This window comes from Xanthomonas sp. D-36-1 (genome assembly GCF_017746155.1).
Taxonomy (GTDB): domain Bacteria; phylum Pseudomonadota; class Gammaproteobacteria; order Xanthomonadales; family Xanthomonadaceae; genus Xanthomonas; species Xanthomonas cissicola.
Genome location: NZ_JAGHWR010000031.1, coordinates 22,556 through 38,785, shown reverse-complemented (window position 1 = coordinate 38,785; position 16,230 = coordinate 22,556). Strand labels below are relative to the sequence as shown.

Sequence of the window (16,230 nt, the reverse complement as noted above, 5' to 3'; positions counted from 1 at the left end):
GCCGGCGATGGGGAGCGTGCGTCTGTGAACCGGGAAATTCCCGCGGAAAGCGCCAGAAATGGCGAAATTCCGAAGTTCCAAAAGCCACTCTTCGGAACGACGCCACCTTCCGCCCTGTCAGGTCTCGTTGTTCAGACCTTCCCTAACGGAACAGTTCGCCTGCGAAACGAACAACGGGCGCCTCAGGGCGCCCGTTGTTCGTTTGGGAACGGCATGCTGTCGGCCGACCTCACCCAGCGCTGCCAATGCCGCAACGAGCCACTTCGATGAACCCGACGACGTGGCGCGGACTCACCCCGTACTGCTCCAGTCCAGGTGCAAACCGGCTGCGTATCGGCGCTGCGCTGACAAACGCGCGCGCGCCGCTGGCACGCTGCTATCGCTTCGAGAGCGTGTTGGTTGGCGAACAGGGGGCTGGCCGCTGGCGCATCCGCTTCGCGATTCCGCGCGCGGCGCCCCCCAGGCGGGGGTTTCCCGCGCTCTGGATGCTGGATGGCAACCGGGCATTGACGCGATTCGACCCTGTCACGCTGCGACGCTTGTCGTGCCTGCCGGTGCCGCCGGTCCTGGTCTTTGTCGACGTCGACCACACGCTGCTGATCGACCTGCCCAGCCGCGCTCGCCACTACACATTCCTGCCGGCCGACTACCCGTTTCTTGCTGCGCCCGGTGCGGCCGAGGAGTTGGTGGGGGGCGGTGCGCAGGAATTGCTGGATCTGCTGCTGCAGGAGGCTGTGCCTGCGGTAAGGCAGAGGGTACGGCTCGATGACAGGCGGCAGGTCATGTGGGGGCATTCGTTGGCCGGCCTGTTCGTGTTGCATGCGTTGTATGCGGGCGCCGCATGGTTCACCGGGTTCGCTGCCGCCAGTCCGTCGCTATGGTGGGGACAGGGCGCATTGCTGGGCGAGCCAGAACGGCGCTTTGTTGCACGCAGGCCGCACCAATCAGCGCATCTGTGGCTGTTGCTTGGCGGCGCAGAGCGGGCGGGGCAGATCGATGCGCGCCGCCGTCTGGATTGCGATCGCGCCGCCTTGTTGAGCGCCATCCAGGGCGCGCCCGCCGATGCCGCACACCACCTCGCGGGACGACTGGCCACGCTGCCAGGTCTGGCAGTGCGCTACCGCGAGTTCCCTGCACTGCACCACGCGGCAGTGTTCCAGGCCTCGCTGCGCGCCGTGTTGCGGGATGTTGCCGGGTTACCGGTACGGGGCCGCCACGGCCGCAGGGTCTGAATCGGTGCAGGCCTGCGGGGACGGGCGTAGGCGTGCCGGCCAATGCCTGCCGTGCCCGGCCCGTTATACTCGACGTCAATCGTTCGCTTGGCCCGTGCCACTGGAGTGTTGTCAGCCAGCGCGATGCCTTCGTACCCCGACCCGATGGCGTGCACCGCGCCGTTGACCGAGATCCCCGTTTCCATGCGCCTGTCCACGATCAAGCTGTCCGGTTTCAAGTCGTTCGTCGACCCGACCACGTTGCACCTGCCCACCAACATGACCGGCATCGTCGGTCCCAATGGCTGCGGCAAGTCCAACATCATCGATGCGGTGCGCTGGGTGATGGGCGAGAGCTCAGCCAGCCGCCTGCGTGGCGATTCGTTGACCGACGTGATCTTTTCCGGCTCGTCGGCACGCAAGCCGGTGTCGCAGGCGACGGTGGAGCTGATCTTCGACAACTCCGACCACACCATCAGTGGCGAGTTCGCCTCGTTCAACGAGATCTCGGTCAAGCGCCTGGTCAGCCGCGACGGCAATAGCGCCTACTACCTCAATGGCACCAAGTGCCGGCGCCGCGACATCACCGATCTGTTCCTGGGCACCGGCCTTGGGCCGCGCAGCTACTCGATCATCGAGCAGGGCATGATCAGCCAGATCATCGAAGCACGCCCGGAAGACCTGCGCGTGTATCTGGAAGAAGCCGCCGGCATTTCCAAGTACAAGGAGCGCCGCAAGGAAACCGAAACGCGAATTCGGCATACGCGCGAAAACCTCGACCGTCTGAGCGACCTGCGCGAAGAAATCACCAAGCAACTGGCACATCTGCAGCGCCAGGCGCGGCAGGCCGAGCAGTACCAGGCGTTGCAGGAAGAGCGCCGGATCAAGGATGCCGAGTGGAAGGCGCTGGAATACCGCGGTCTGGATGGTCGGTTGCAGGGCCTGCGCGAGAAGTTGAATCAGGAAGAGACACGCCTGCAGCAATTGATTGCCGAGCAGCGCGATGCCGAAGCACGCATCGAAACCGGCCGCGTGCGGCGCGAAGAAGCCGCCGAAGCGGTGGCCAAGGCACAAGCCGATGTCTACCAGGTCGGTGGCGCGTTGGCGCGTATCGAGCAGCAGATCCAGCATCAGCGCGAACTCTCGCATCGCTTGCACAAGGCGCGCGATGAGGCGCAGAGCCAGCTGCAGGAATTGACCCAGCACATCAGCGGCGACTCGGCCAAATTGAGCGTGCTGCGCGAAGCGGTGGCTGCTGCCGAACCGCAACTGGAGCAGCTGCGCGAAGACCACGAATTCCGCCAGGAGTCGCTACGCGAAGCCGAAGCGCGGCTGGCCGACTGGCAGCAGCGCTGGGAAACCCATAACCGCGACACCGGCGAGGCCTCACGTGCCGGTGAAGTGGAGCGCACGCGCGTTGATTATCTGGACCGCCAGGCGCTGGAAGCCGACCGCCGCCGCGAAGCGTTGGTCAATGAGCGTGCCGGGCTGGATCTGGACGCATTGGCCGAGGCGTTCGAGCAGATCGAACTGCGCCATGAAACCCAGAAAACCTCGCTGGACGGCTTGACCGAGCAGGTCGAGGCGCGCAAGCACGCGCTCGCTGGGCTGCAGGAACAGCAGCGCGCCAGCCAGGGCGAGCTGGCCGAGGTGCGCAAGCAGGCGCAGGCCGCGCGTGGCCGGCTGTCGTCGCTGGAAACCTTGCAACAGGCCGCGCTTGGCCAGGAGCAGGGCGCCGCAGTGGCGTGGCTGAAGTCGCGCGGACTGGATTCGGCCGCGCGCGTGGGCGAGCGCATCAGCGTCGAGAGCGGCTGGGAAAATGCAGTCGAAGGCGCCTTGGGCCAGTTGATCGAAGGCGTGCTGGTGGAGGCGCCGGAACAATTGGTCGATGCGCTGGGCGAGTTGGGCGATGGCCGCATCGCGTTGGTGTCCAGTGCCACTGACAATGCGAGCTTCGCGCCGACCTCGCTGGCCGCCAAGGTGCAGGGGCCGATCGCGATCCGTCAGCTGCTTGCGCGTCTGCACACCGCCGAGGATCTGGACGCTGCGCGCACGCTGCAACGCAACCTGCCCGAAGGCGATTCGGTCATCACTCGCAATGGCGAGCGGCTAGGCGAGGGTTGGGTGCGGGTCTCGCGCTCGGGCGCGGCCAAGCAGGGCGCGCTGCTGCGTGAGCGCGAGATCCAGGAGCTGCGCACCCAGATCGAAACCCTGCAGGAGCGCGAAGCCGAGCTTGAGCACCAGTTGTCCAGCTTCCGCGAACAGCTGTTGGCGGCAGAGCAGCAGCGCGAAGACGCCCAGCGCCAGCTGTATATGGCGCACCGCAGCGTCTCCGAACTGGCTGGGCAATTGCAGAGTCAGCAAGGCAAGGTCGATGCGGCGCGCACGCGCATCGAGCGCATCGAAACCGAATTGGCGCAACTGCTGGAAACGCTCGATACCAGCCGCGAGCAGGGACGCGAAGCGCGCGCCAAACTTGAAGACGCGGTCACCTTGATGGGCGATCTGCAGGGCACGCGCGAAGCGCTGGAAAGCGAGCGCCGTCAACTCACCGATGCACGCGATCAGGCGCGCGATGCCGCGCGCGGCGTGCGCGATGCAATGCATGCATTGGCGCTGACGCTGGAGTCGCAACGCACCCAGATCGCATCGCTGAGCCAGACCCTGGAACGCATGGACAGCCAGCGCGGGCAGCTCGACACGCGCCTGGAAGATCTGGTCGCCCAGCTGAGCGAAGGCGATTCGCCGGTGGAAACACTGGAACACGAACATCAGGCCGCGTTGAGCGAGCGCGTACGCACCGAGCGCGCGCTGGGCGAAGCGCGCACCCTGCTCGACAGCATCGACAGCGAGCTGCGCAGCTTCGAACAGACCCGCCAGCAGCGCGACGAACAAGCGTTGGCGCAGCGCGAACGCATTTCGCAACGCAAGCTCGATCAACAGGCGCTGGTGCTCAATGCCGAGCAACTGGAAGCGGCGGTGGTCAAGGCAGGCTTCGTGCTGGAAGAGGTGGTCAACGGGTTGCCCGAGTCGGCCAACGTGGCCGAATGGGAAGCGGCCGTTGGCCAGATCGACGGGCGGATGCGTCGCCTGGAGCCGGTGAACCTGGCCGCCATCCAGGAGTACGGCGAGGCCGCGCAACGCTCCGAATATCTGGACGCGCAGAACCTGGACCTCAATACCGCGCTGGAAACGTTGGAAGAAGCCATTCGCAAGATCGATCGCGAGACCCGTGGCCGCTTCAAGGACACCTTCGACCGGGTCAATTCCGGCGTGCAGGCGCTGTACCCGCGCTTGTTCGGCGGCGGCCATGCGTATCTGGAACTCACCGGCGAAGACCTGCTCGACACCGGCGTGACCATCATGGCGCGTCCCCCGGGCAAGCGCGTGTCGAGCATTTCGCTGCTGTCCGGCGGCGAGAAGGCGATGACCGCGGTGGCGCTGGTGTTTGCGATTTTCCAGCTCAACCCGGCGCCGTTCTGCCTGCTCGACGAAGTGGACGCGCCGCTTGACGAAGCCAACGTCGGTCGCCTTGCCAATATGGTGCGCGAGATGAGCGAGAAGGTGCAGTTCCTGTTCGTCAGCCATAACAAGGCCACGATGGAAGCCGCGCGCCAGCTCTCCGGCGTGACCATGCGCGAGCCCGGCGTCAGCCGCCTGGTCAGCGTGGACCTGGAAGAGGCCGCACGTTTGGCGGGTGCGGCATGACGTGCCATGCTTGCTGGAATATCGACACCTGTCACTCTTATGCGGAGGCACGCTGAATGTCCGACATGGCCATGATCCGGATCGGGATCCTGATCGCTGGACTGCTGCTGGTCGCGGCCATCTTCCTGTTTGGTCGCCCGAAGAAATCGCCGCAAGGGCGCCGGGTCGACAAGGACGAGGGCCAGCCGCGTGAGCGGCGCGAACCGGTGATTTCCAGCGAGTTCGGTGCGGAGGGCGACGCTGCAGAACGCGCAGAAGGCGTCGAGCAGAGCGAGCTCAATCTGGAAGGGCAGGATGCTTCCGGGGGCAACGAGGTCGGCAAGCGCCCGAACCAGGATTTCGACAAGATCGTGTCGTTGTTCGTGGCCGCCAAGGCGGGCCAGGTGCTGCGCGGCGAAGATGTGGTGGTGGCAGCCGAAAAGACTGGGCTGGTGTTCGGCCACATGAACGTGTTCCACCGCCTGGTGGAAGGCCACCCGGAGCGCGGGCCGATCTTCAGCATGGCCAGCATCCTCAAGCCCGGCAGTTTCGACATGGCCAACATTCGCGAGATGCAGACACCGGCGATCGCATTCTTCCTCACGCTGCCGGCGCCGATGACGGCGCTGGACGCCTGGGAAAAAATGCTGCCCACCGTGCAACGCATGGCCGAACTGCTGGATGGCGTTGTGTTGGATGACAGCCGCAATGCGTTGGGCCGGCAGCGTGTTGCGCACATCCGCGACGAATTGCGCGCCTACGACCGCCAGCATCAGGCGCCGCCGCTGACCAAGTCGCCGCGCTGGTGAGTTGACATGTTGAGCCTGCAGGGCGTGTTGGCGATGGCGTTGCTGCTGGTGCTGTGGGCGATCTTAGCGATGCCATTGTTGTGGATCTTCACCAGGATCGCCGCGCGTCTGCGCAAAAGGCCGCGACATTCGCCCTGGGTGGTCGTGGGCTTTGCTGCCGCGATCACGTTGCTGGTCGCGCCTGTGCCAACGCCTTTCATCAGCGTGTTCCTGCCGCACGCCATCGCGCTGCTGGATCGCCGTTACTACATGCACATCCGCAAGGGCCGCCGATGCTGCGCGAGCTGCTGCTGTGGAACGCCGCCTCGATGGCGCTGACCTTCGTCATCAGCTATTTCTGGATCCGGCGCACGTTGCGCGCATCGGAGCCTGAGGCGTTAGATCAGTAGAAGTCCAGAGCCCTCTCCCCACGGGAGAGCGGGTGGGGTCAGGGTACGGGCGAAGCACTCGTGCAGTTGAACAACCTCAGGCTTCGACCGCACCCTCATCCGCTCCTATGGGGCACATAAAGGAGGCAACGTCCCAAGGGAAAAGGGTTAGCGCTTGGCCTTCGCGAACGCCTCACGGAAGCGCAGCATTTCCGCCTCGGTCCCCACGCTGATGCGCACGCGCTTGGGCCAGATCGGCCAGCTGCGGCCGACGATGACGCCCTGCTTCTGCATCGAATCGGCGAACACGCTTGCATCGCGCTTGACGTCCAGCAGGAAGCAGTTGGCTTGCGAGGGCTGGCAGGTGTAGCCCTTGCCCTTGAGCCAGGCGACGGTCTCCTCGCGCACGCGGGCGTTCTCGGCGCGGCGGGTCTGCACCAGCAGCGGGTCGCGCAGGCTGGCGATGCCGGCGGCCATCGCCGGAACCGACAGCGGATTGCTGCCGAATGCGGCAAGCTTGGTCTGCAGGCCGGGCGGGGCCAGGGCGGCACCCAGGCGCAGGCCGGCCATGCCGTAGAGCTTGGAGAAGCTGCGCAGCACGATCAGATCCTGGCGCTGACGCACCAGATCGGCCACCGAGGGCTCGTTGCTGTAGTGGATGTACGCCTCGTCGACCACCAGCACGGCGCTGGCCGGCTTGTTGGTCAGCAACCATTCGATGTCGGCGCGTGGGGTGATGGCGCCGGTGGCGTTACCCGGGTTGCACAGATACAGCATGCCGGCAGTCGGGTCGGCCTTTGCCATCGCCTTGACGTCGTGCGCGCCATCGGCACGTAGCGGCACCTTGCGTACGGCCACGCCGCGGGCGGTGGCGCTTTCGATCAGCGGGTCGAAGCTCGGGTCGGCGACCACCAGCCCCGCGCGCGCGGACGTGAACAGGCTGCCGGCCCGGTTCAGCGCGTCACGCGAGCCGGGGAACAGCGATAGATGATCGTTGGGCAACTGCAGCTCGCCGGTCATCAGGTTGCGCAGATCCTGCTCCATCTCCAGCAGGTAGCGGCCCGAGCGTGCCAGCGAACGCGTGGCAGCTTCGACAGCTGCCGGGGCGGGCCCGAGCGGATGCTCGTTGAGGTTGAGGTAGACCGTGCCGGCCGCCGCCGCCACGCCCGGCGTTGCCGGTGCCGCGGCGCGTTTGCGGGCCGCCTCGGCTGCGGGTGCCAGCCCCAGTGCGGAAACCGCCACGCCGGTGGTAGCGAGGCTGAGAAACGAACGGCGCGAGACGGGCAACGACACGGGCGAACTCCATAGGCGGCGGGCAAAGAGGGCGCCACGCTAGCCGGTTTGTGTCTGTCTGCCTATCAGGGAATTGCCATAAAACTGGTTGGACGCGTGCTTGCAGGGGGGGGGCGGCAAAGACAGGTGGCACGACGGTGGCTGGGTGCGATGTCCGGGCTCCTGCCGGGCTCGCTGTCGGCCCGAATGCCGATGGGCGCTGGCGCACCTATGCGCATCGACGCGAACGACTTCATCCATCGCTCAATCATCGCGAACGGCGCCCGTGCCGCCGACCTTGGCATCGGCATGGCCCGTTAGAATGGGCGGCCCAGAGCCAGCCCTGCGATCGTATGACTGTCAGCCCGGATCCCGCTCAGCGCATCGATGCCCTGCGCCGTCGAATCGAAGACGCCAACTACCGGTATCACGTACTCGACGAGCCGCAGATGGCCGATGCCGATTACGACAAGCTGATGCGCGAGCTGGAGGCCTTGGAGCGCGCGCACCCGGAATTGGCCAGCGCCGATTCGCCAACCCAGCGCGTCGGCCATCTGGCCGCCTCGCGGTTTGCCGAAGTGCGGCATGCCTTGCCGATGCTGTCGTTGGGCAATGCCTTCAGCGACGAGGAAGTGGCCGAGTTCGTGCGGCGCATCGGCGAACGGCTGGAGGTCAAGCAACCGCTGTTTTCGGCCGAACCCAAACTCGATGGTCTGGCGATCAGCCTGCGCTACGAAAATGGCGAGTTCGTGCAGGGCGCCACGCGCGGCGATGGCGCCACCGGCGAGGATGTCAGCGCCAACCTGCGCACCGTCAAGGCGATTCCGTTGCGGCTGCGCGGCGAGGGCTGGCCGCAGGTGCTGGAAGTGCGCGGGGAGGTCTACATGCCGCGCGCCGCGTTCGAAGCCTACAACGCACAGATGCGTGCGCAGGGCGGCAAGGTGCTGGCCAACCCGCGCAATGGCGCGGCCGGCTCGCTGCGCCAGCTGGATGCGCGCATCACCGCGCAGCGCCCGCTGAGCTTCTTTGCCTACGGCATTGGGGAAGTGAGCGAAGGCGCATTGCCGCAGACCCATTCGGCGATCCTGGCGCAGCTGCGCTCGTGGGGCTTTCCGGTCAGTGCGCTGGTCGAGGTCGTGCAGGGCAGCGACGGTCTGCTGGCGTACTACCAGCGCATCGGTGAGGCGCGCGATGGGCTGGCCTTCGATATCGATGGTGTGGTGTACAAGCTCGACGATCTGGCCGGGCAACGCGAAATGGGCTTCGTCTCGCGCGCGCCGCGTTGGGCGATCGCGCACAAGTTCCCCGCGCAGGAGCAGTCCACCACGGTCGAGGCCATCGAGATCCAGATCGGCCGCACCGGAGCGGCCACGCCGGTGGCGCGCCTGAAACCGGTGCATGTGGCCGGGGTGATCGTCACCAATGCCACGCTGCACAACGCCGACCAGATCGCGCGGCTGGATGTGCGCGTGGGCGACACGGTGATCGTGCGCCGCGCCGGTGATGTCATCCCTGAAGTGGCCGCTGTGGTGGCCGACCAGCGCCCGCCTGGGACCCAGGCCTGGCAGATGCCCACGCAGTGCCCGGTGTGCGGTTCGGAGATCGTGCGCGAAGAAGGCCAGGCGGTCTGGCGCTGTTCCGGCGAGCTGACCTGCCCGGCTCAGCGCAAGGAGGCGTTTCGGCATTTCGTCTCGCGGCGCGCGATGGATGTGGACGGCCTGGGCGAAAAATTCATCGAAGTGCTGGTCGACAGTGGCCTGGTGAAAGGCGTGGCCGACCTGTATCTGCTGAGCGTGGACCAGCTGCTGCAATTGCGCCTGATCAGCACGGCCGACAGCCCGCACGCGTTCCTGCGCGAGGCGCGCGAGCATCTGGCTAGCGGTGCGTATGCGCAGCTGGAAGCCAGCGTGGTGGGGATCGGCGTGGACCTGGCCGGGGAGCGCGACGTACCGCAGACCTGGCAGGCCGATCTGCTTCGCGCAGGCTTGCCGAGCTTCGACTGGAACCGCAAGAAGATCGCCACCAAGTGGGCGGAGAATCTGATCGAGGCGATCGAAACCTCGCGCGACACCACGCTGGAGCGTTTCCTGTTTGCGCTGGGCATCGAGCATGTGGGCGAAAGCACGGCCAAGGCCTTGTCGGCCTGGTTTGGCGATCTGGAATTGATCCGGCATCTGCCGTGGCCGCTGTTCAAGCGCGTGCCGGACATCGGCGGCGAAGTGGCGCGCTCGCTGGGGCACTTCTTCGACCAGGCCGGGAATCAGCAGGCCATCGATGACTTGCTGCAGCGTGGCGTGCGTATTGGCGACACGCATCCGCCTTCGCCCAAGCTGCGCGAGGCGCTGAGCTTTGCCAGCGTGCTGGAAGACATGGACATTCCCAAGGTGACGCCGGTGCGCGCGCAGCAGCTTGCCGCTGCGGTGGATTCGTTCGCTGCGTTGCGTACGGCCGGCGCCGATGCCTTGCAGCAGGCCGGCGTTCCGGCGCCGGTGGTGGCCACGTTGCTGCAATGGCTGGATCGCCCCGAAAACGCCGCGCTCGCGAGTGCGGCGCAGCAGGCGATGGAAACCGTGCTGGCGCGTCTGCCGGAAGCCGATGCACTGCAGACCGGCCCGCTCGATGGGCAGACCGTGGTCATCACCGGAACCCTGGCTGCGCTGACGCGCGATGCGGCCAAGCAGCGGCTGGAAGCACTGGGCGCCAAGGTCGCCGGTAGCGTCTCCAAGAAGACCGCGTTTCTGGTGGCCGGCGAAGAAGCCGGTTCCAAGCTCGACAAGGCGCAGTCGCTGGGCGTGGAGATCTGGGACGAAGCCCGCCTGCTGGTCTTCCTGGGCGACCACGGCCAACAGCCATGAACACGGCGCAGTTCGATCTGGCCGCGCTGCAGCTGCGGGCGCGGCTCAACGCCACGATCCGCGACTTTTTCGCCGAACGCGGCGTGCTGGAAGTGGAAACGCCGGTGCTTTCGGCGGCCGGCAATACAGAACCGAATATCGAAAGCTTCAGTACGCGCTTCACCGGCCATGTCGATGCCGGCGCGCCGCTGCGCTGGTTGCGCACCTCGCCGGAATATCCGCTCAAACGCCTGCTTGCCGCTGGCGTGGGCGATTGCTACGAACTGGGGCGGGTGTTTCGCAATGGCGAAGCCGGTGGCCGTCACAACCCCGAGTTCAGCATGCTCGAATGGTATCGGGTGGGTTGGAACGATCGCCGTCTGGCGCAGGAGACCATCGAACTGGTGCGTCGCGCGCTGGCGCTGGTCGGGCGCCAGGCGAGGGTGCAGGTGCTGACGTATCGCGCGCTCTTCGTGCAGACGTTGGGCATCGACCCATTGTGCGATCCGATCGAAACGCTACACGCCGCCTTGCATGACGTGGCGATCGATCCTGTGGGTCTGACCCGCGACGATTGGCTGGACCTGCTGATGACCCATCGCATCCAGCCGGGCTTTTCCGGCGACACCCTGACGGTGGTGCACGATTGGCCGGCCAGTCAGTGTGCGTTGGCGCGGATCCGCCACGACGACCCGCCGGTGGCCGAGCGCTTCGAGCTGTATCTGGGTAGTTTCGAGGTGGCCAATGGCTATCACGAATTGAACGATGCGCGCGAGCAGCGTGCGCGCTTCGTGCGCGAGAATGCCGTGCGTACAGCACGTGGATTGCCGCAGCTGCCGCTGGACGAACGCCTGCTGGCGGTGTTGTCGCAGTTGCCCGACTGCGCCGGTGTGGCGGTGGGCGTGGATCGCCTGTTGATGGCCTTGCGCGGCACGACGCAGATTGCCGACGTGCTGGCGTTCGACTTCGCCCGCGCCTGAGTCATCTGGCTGTCATCGGCGCCGTATTGCTATCTTCACATCGATGATGCTCTCATCTTCACGTCCACGGGGGCGCGACGAAGATCGTTCGGGGTGAGGATTGTCGGCATGAAGTGGCTGGTCAGCTTATGCGGTTTGTGGTGCTTGCCGCTGCTGCTGCTCGCCGATGCGCGCGCGTCCGACCGCGCAGCCGGCGTGGTGCGCTGCGAGTCCAAGGACCTGGCGCGCGTGCATTGCGCGATGGATACCGCCCAAGGCGTGCAACTGGTGCGCCAGCTCTCCGAAACCAGCTGCATCCGCGGTAGCGAATGGGATGTCGAACGCGATGGCGTGTGGGTCGAACAAGGCTGCCGCGCCGAATTCGCGGCGACCCGTGCACAGACCGCAACCGTGATGCGCCGCGTGGTGCGCTGCGATTCCAATGGCGGCACGGTGGCGTGCCCGGTGGTTCTGCGTGGCGCGCCGGTGCGTCTGCTGCGGCAACGCTCGATGTGGCCGTGCAAGGAAGGGCGCACCTGGGGCGTTCGCCGCAACGAAATCTGGGTCTCGCGTGGATGCGATGGCGAATTCGAGGTGGGCGCAGAAGACGGCTCCGGCTTCGTCGCGGTGCCGCGCATGGTCACCTGTGAATCGAAGAAAAGTGCGCGGCGCACCTGTGGCGTGTCGGTGGAACGCGCGGTGCGCCTTGGCCGGCAGATGTCCAAAACGCCATGCGTGGAGGGCCAGACCTGGGGCTGGAGCCGCGACGGGGTGTGGGTGAACGACGGCTGCCGCGCCGAGTTCATCGTCGACTGAGGGCAGGTGACACAACGTCGCGCGCGGTCGTCAGGTGGATAGACGACGCGCAATCGCCGCTGTGTACGAGTGGTACCTGCCGTCCGGGCAGCGGCCGAGCCCGCCTGCCGCCTGCACAGTGGTTTGGTCGGCCGCGCCAGGCCCGCGCGGTCGTGCAACGGCGCAGGCGCTGCGCGCGCCTTACAATGGACGCATGAACGACAGCGCCCATATCGATTACGCCCGCTACGACCACATCCGGCCACTGCTGTGGACCGGGGATGCCCTGGAATTGCTCGACCAACGCAAACTGCCCTTTGAAGTGGCGCATGTGCGGTGCGATAGCAGCGACGCGGTGGCCGAGGCGATCCATTCGCTGGCCGTGCGCGGTGCGCCGGCGATCGGCATCGCGGCCGGGTGGGGCGTGGTGCTGGCCGCGCGCGACATCGCAGCCGACGACGGCGCCGCCGCGCTGCAGAAGCTCGAGCCGGCGCTGCTGCGGCTCAACGCGGCGCGTCCGACCGCCGTCAACCTGGCCTGGGCGCTGATGCGCATGCGCCGGGTGCTGGGCGCGGCGGGCGCCGATTGGCGCGAGGTGATCGCGCGCGAGGCGCAGGCCATCGCCGATGAAGACCTGGCCGCCAACCGCCACATGGGCGCGCTTGGCGCCGCACTGATCGCACCGGGCAGCGGCGTGCTGACCCACTGCAACACCGGCTCGCTGGCCACCGCTGGCTTCGGCACCGCACTGGGCGTGATCCGCGCCGGCATGGCGCAACAGCGCATTGCCAAGGTGTTCGCCGGGGAAACGCGGCCGTGGCTGCAGGGCGCGCGCCTGACCGTGTGGGAGCTGCAGCAGGACGGTATCGACGCCACCCTGATCGCCGATTCGGCGGCCTCGCATCTGATGAAATCCGGCCTGGTGCAGTGGGTGATCGTCGGCGCCGATCGGATCTGCGCCAATGGCGATACCGCCAACAAGATCGGCACCTACCAGCTGGCAATCGCCGCGCGCCACCATGGCGTGAAGTTCATGGTGGTGGCGCCGTCGTCCACGGTGGATATGGCAACGGCCAGCGGGGACCAGATCGAGATCGAGCAGCGCGATCCTGGCGAGTTGTTCGGCGTGGGCGGGGTCAGGACGGTGGCCGCCGGCATCCACGCCTGGAACCCGGTCTTCGACGTCACCCCGGGCGATCTGATCGACGCGATCGTCACCGAGCGCGGCGTCATCGAGCAACCGGACCCGGCGCGGATGCGGGCAGCCTTCGGCAGCTGAGCCCGGGGCCGGCCGGCAAGCTGTCAACGCCGTCAAAACTCCCTGCAAGTGCTTGTTTCTGGCTGGTAAAGCGGAGGCGTCGGGATGCCCTGCCGTGGTACAATCCGGCGCTTGAATCGATCGGCGGGAGCGTGGGGTCGGCAGCCTGATGCAAGGGCGCTCCCGACGCGGCTTTCCGGCTCGCCCGCCACCTCACTTACGGAACCCGAATGGCAGAAACCGCCAAGGAAATCATCCAGGTCAACCTGGAAGACGAGATGCGCAAGAGCTATCTCGATTACGCGATGAGCGTGATCGTGGGCCGCGCACTCCCCGATGCCCGTGATGGCCTCAAGCCTGTGCACCGGCGCGTGCTCTACGCGATGCACGAGCTGGGCGCACACAGCAACAAGGCCTACTTCAAGTCGGCGCGTATCGTCGGCGACGTCATCGGTAAATACCATCCTCACGGCGACCAGTCGGTGTACGACACGCTGGTGCGCATGGCGCAGCCGTTCTCGCTGCGTTACATGATGGTCGACGGTCAGGGTAACTTCGGTTCGGTCGACGGCGACTCCGCCGCGGCGATGCGATACACCGAGTCGCGCATGTCGCGGCTGGCGCATGAGCTGATGGCCGACATCGACAAGGAAACCGTCGACTTCCAGCCCAACTACGACGAGAAGGAACAGGAGCCGACGGTCATGCCGACCCGGTTCCCGAGCCTGCTGGTCAATGGCTCGGCAGGTATTGCGGTGGGCATGGCCACCAATATTCCGCCGCATAACCTGACCGAGGCGATCAACGCCTGCATCGCGCTGATCGACACGCCCGAGCTGGATGTCGAAGGCCTGATGGAATACATCCCCGGCCCGGACTTCCCCACCGCCGGCATCATCAACGGTACCGCCGGCATTGCGGCCGGCTACCGCACCGGCCGTGGCCGTGTACGCATCCGCGCCAAGGCCGATGTGGAAGTGGCCGACAACGGTCGCGAGGCGATCGTCGTTACCGAGATCCCGTACCAGGTCAACAAGGCGCGGCTGATCGAGAAGATCGCCGAGCTGGTCAAGGAAAAGAAGCTCGAAGGCATCAGCGAGCTGCGCGATGAGTCCGACAAGGACGGCATGCGCATCTACATCGAAGTCAAGCGCGGCGAATCTGCCGAGGTTGTGCTCAACAACCTGTATCAGCAGACCCAGATGGAGGCGGTGTTCGGCATCAACATGGTGGCGTTGATCGACGGCCGCCCGCAGTTGATGAACCTCAAGCAGATGCTGGAGGCGTTCATCCGCCACCGCCGCGAGGTGGTCACCCGTCGCACCATTTTCGAACTGCGCAAGGCGCGTGCGCGTGCGCACGTGCTGGAAGGCCTGACCGTTGCGTTGGCCAACATCGATGAAATGATCGAGTTGATCAAGACCTCGGCCAACCCGCAGGAAGCGCGCGAGCGCATGCTGGCCAAGACCTGGCAACCGGGTCTGGTGGGTGCGCTGCTGGGCGCGGCCGGCGCAGAAGCCTCCAAGCCGGAAGATCTGCCGCCGGGCGTGGGCCTGATCCAGGGCTTCTACCAGCTCAGCGAAGTGCAGGCCTCGCAGATCCTGGAAATGCGTCTGCATCGCCTGACCGGCTTGGAACAGGAAAAGCTGACCGACGAGTACAAGCAATTGCTCGGCGTCATCGAAGGCCTGATCCGCATCCTGGAGAACCCGGATGTGCTGTTGCAGGTGATCCGCGACGAGTTGATCAATATCCGCGAAGAATACGGCGATGAACGCCGCACCGAGATCCGTCACAGCGAAGAAGATCTGGACATCCTGGATCTGATCGCGCCGGAAGACGTGGTGGTGACGCTGTCGCATGCCGGGTATGCCAAGCGCCAGCCGGTGAGCGCGTATCGGGCGCAGCGCCGTGGTGGCCGTGGCCGCTCTGCCGCAGCGACCAAGGAAGAAGATTTCATCGACCAGCTGTGGTTGGTCAACACGCACGACACGCTGCTGACCTTCACCAGCAGCGGCAAGGTGTTCTGGTTGCCGGTGCATCAGTTGCCGGAAGCCGGCTCCAATGCGCGTGGCAGGCCGATCATCAACTGGATTCCGCTGGAATCGGGCGAGCGCGTGCAGGCGGTGCTGCCGGTGCGCGAATACGCCGACAACCGCTACGTGTTCTTCGCCACGCGCAACGGCACGGTCAAGAAGACGCCGTTGAGCGAATTCGCCTTCCGTCTGGCGCGCGGCAAGATCGCCATCAACCTGGACGAGGGCGACGCGCTGGTCGGTGTGGCCTTGACCGATGGTGACCGCGACGTGCTGCTGTTCGCTTCCAACGGCAAGACCGTGCGCTTTGGCGAATCCACCGTGCGTTCGATGGGCCGTACCGCCACCGGTGTGCGCGGTATCCGTCTGACCAAGGGCGAGGAAGTGGTCAGCCTGATCGTGGCCGAGCGTGCTGGCGGTGTCGAAGAAGAGATCGAAGGCGACGAGGTCGATGATGTGGTGGAAGCCACCGATGGCGGCGAGTCTGCCGTGATCGAGGTCGCCGACGACGGCAACGTGGCCTACATTTTGACGGCTACCGAGAACGGCTACGGCAAGCGCACCCCGCTGACCGAGTACCCGCGCAAGGGGCGTGGCACCCAGGGCGTGATCGGGATCCAGACCACCGAGCGCAACGGCAAACTGGTGCGTGCGGTGCTGTTGGGCGCCACCGACGAAGTGCTGCTGATTTCCGATGGCGGCACGCTGGTGCGTACGCGTGGTTCGGAGATCTCGCGCGTCGGCCGTAACACCCAGGGCGTCACGCTGATTCGCTTGTCCAAGGGCGAAAAGTTGCAGGCGGTGGAACGCCTGGATGCATCGCTGGATGACGTGGATGAGGGAGTGGACGAAGCAAGCGCAAGCGTGAGCGAAACGCCGCCGACCGACGCGTGAAAGCAGCGCTAACGCGACGCAGTTGACCAAAGACGCCGGTGAAAACCGGCGTTTTTTTTATTGCTCGAAGTTTTTGGATCGCCCCGCTTTATGGCGAGCGCTGACAT

12 protein-coding genes and 1 pseudogene are annotated in these 16,230 nt (G+C 65.9%); 11 read left to right on the top strand and 2 right to left on the bottom strand.

Annotated elements, in window-relative coordinates:
• From J7367_RS10485 to zipA, 4 genes are all read left to right on the top strand, one after another.
• On the top strand, window positions 1–270 hold a 270-nt coding region (locus J7367_RS10485), incomplete at its 5' end, for a hypothetical protein (protein ID WP_209028919.1).
• Entirely contained in the window at window positions 267–1,232 is a 966-nt protein-coding gene (locus J7367_RS10480) for an alpha/beta hydrolase-fold protein (protein ID WP_081027965.1), read from the top strand. The genes J7367_RS10485 and J7367_RS10480, both read left to right, overlap by 4 nt.
• Before the next feature lie 183 nt (window positions 1,233–1,415).
• Complete coding sequence (gene smc, locus J7367_RS10475; protein ID WP_057663331.1) at window positions 1,416–4,919, top strand: chromosome segregation protein SMC; 3,504 nt, start codon at window positions 1,416–1,418, stop codon at window positions 4,917–4,919.
• Window positions 4,920–4,975: 56 nt separating this feature from the next.
• On the top strand, window positions 4,976–5,707 hold the full coding sequence (zipA, locus tag J7367_RS10470; RefSeq protein WP_005914888.1) for a cell division protein ZipA: 732 nt from the start codon (window positions 4,976–4,978) through the stop codon (window positions 5,705–5,707).
• Here zipA and J7367_RS22260 read toward each other — a convergent pair.
• Window positions 5,671–5,907, bottom strand: a complete 237-nt coding sequence (locus tag J7367_RS22260) for a hypothetical protein (protein WP_244667781.1) — start codon at window positions 5,905–5,907, stop codon at window positions 5,671–5,673. The two genes, zipA and J7367_RS22260, sit on opposite strands and share 37 nt — an antisense overlap.
• Between J7367_RS22260 and J7367_RS10465 the strand changes: the two are divergent.
• Window positions 5,792–6,096, top strand: a pseudogene (locus J7367_RS10465) (hypothetical protein). The gene J7367_RS22260 and the pseudogene J7367_RS10465 overlap by 116 nt on opposite strands.
• 147 nt (window positions 6,097–6,243) lie before the next feature.
• On the opposite strand, the gene J7367_RS10460 reads toward J7367_RS10465, so the two are convergent.
• Window positions 6,244–7,368, bottom strand: a complete 1,125-nt coding sequence (locus J7367_RS10460) for a pyridoxal phosphate-dependent aminotransferase (RefSeq protein WP_057663327.1) — start codon at window positions 7,366–7,368, stop codon at window positions 6,244–6,246.
• A gap of 150 nt (window positions 7,369–7,518) precedes the next feature.
• Here J7367_RS10460 and J7367_RS10455 point away from each other — a divergent pair, with 150 nt between their 5' ends.
• The 6 genes from J7367_RS10455 (at window position 7,519) to gyrA (ending at window position 16,123) form a co-directional block, all read left to right on the top strand.
• Window positions 7,519–7,668, top strand: a complete 150-nt coding sequence (locus J7367_RS10455) for a hypothetical protein (protein ID WP_157768402.1) — start codon at window positions 7,519–7,521, stop codon at window positions 7,666–7,668.
• A gap of 32 nt (window positions 7,669–7,700) precedes the next feature.
• Entirely contained in the window at window positions 7,701–10,202 is a 2,502-nt protein-coding gene (ligA, locus tag J7367_RS10450) for an NAD-dependent DNA ligase LigA (RefSeq protein WP_057663322.1), read from the top strand.
• On the top strand, window positions 10,199–11,161 hold the full coding sequence (gene epmA / locus J7367_RS10445) for an EF-P lysine aminoacylase EpmA (RefSeq protein WP_057663318.1): 963 nt from the start codon (window positions 10,199–10,201) through the stop codon (window positions 11,159–11,161). Before ligA ends, epmA begins: the two co-directional genes overlap by 4 nt.
• Before the next feature lie 108 nt (window positions 11,162–11,269).
• Window positions 11,270–11,956 carry a DUF3011 domain-containing protein gene (locus tag J7367_RS10440; RefSeq protein WP_007966318.1) on the top strand — a complete coding sequence of 229 codons (687 nt, stop codon included), beginning with the start codon at window positions 11,270–11,272 and terminating at the stop codon, window positions 11,954–11,956.
• A gap of 193 nt (window positions 11,957–12,149) precedes the next feature.
• Window positions 12,150–13,214: an S-methyl-5-thioribose-1-phosphate isomerase gene (gene mtnA / locus J7367_RS10435; protein ID WP_057663315.1), complete on the top strand. Its 1,065-nt coding sequence runs from the start codon at window positions 12,150–12,152 to the stop codon at window positions 13,212–13,214.
• A gap of 209 nt (window positions 13,215–13,423) precedes the next feature.
• Complete coding sequence (gene gyrA / locus J7367_RS10430) at window positions 13,424–16,123, top strand: DNA gyrase subunit A (protein WP_046735369.1); 2,700 nt, start codon at window positions 13,424–13,426, stop codon at window positions 16,121–16,123.
• Window positions 16,124–16,230: the final 107 nt, after the last annotated feature.

What these genes read in the sequence shown, in the direction of transcription:
- J7367_RS10480 (WP_081027965.1), top strand. Translation starts at nt 267, where the DNA reads ATGAACCCGACGACGTGGCGCGGACTCACCCCGTACTGCTCCAGTCCA.
- smc (WP_057663331.1), top strand. Translation starts at nt 1,416, where the DNA reads ATGCGCCTGTCCACGATCAAGCTGTCCGGTTTCAAGTCGTTCGTCGAC.
- zipA (WP_005914888.1), top strand. Translation starts at nt 4,976, where the DNA reads ATGTCCGACATGGCCATGATCCGGATCGGGATCCTGATCGCTGGACTG.
- J7367_RS22260 (WP_244667781.1), bottom strand. Translation starts at nt 5,907, where the DNA reads ATGAAAGGCGTTGGCACAGGCGCGACCAGCAACGTGATCGCGGCAGCA.
- J7367_RS10455 (WP_157768402.1), top strand. Translation starts at nt 7,519, where the DNA reads ATGTCCGGGCTCCTGCCGGGCTCGCTGTCGGCCCGAATGCCGATGGGC.
- ligA (WP_057663322.1), top strand. Translation starts at nt 7,701, where the DNA reads ATGACTGTCAGCCCGGATCCCGCTCAGCGCATCGATGCCCTGCGCCGT.
- epmA (WP_057663318.1), top strand. Translation starts at nt 10,199, where the DNA reads ATGAACACGGCGCAGTTCGATCTGGCCGCGCTGCAGCTGCGGGCGCGG.
- J7367_RS10440 (WP_007966318.1), top strand. Translation starts at nt 11,270, where the DNA reads ATGAAGTGGCTGGTCAGCTTATGCGGTTTGTGGTGCTTGCCGCTGCTG.
- mtnA (WP_057663315.1), top strand. Translation starts at nt 12,150, where the DNA reads ATGAACGACAGCGCCCATATCGATTACGCCCGCTACGACCACATCCGG.
- gyrA (WP_046735369.1), top strand. Translation starts at nt 13,424, where the DNA reads ATGGCAGAAACCGCCAAGGAAATCATCCAGGTCAACCTGGAAGACGAG.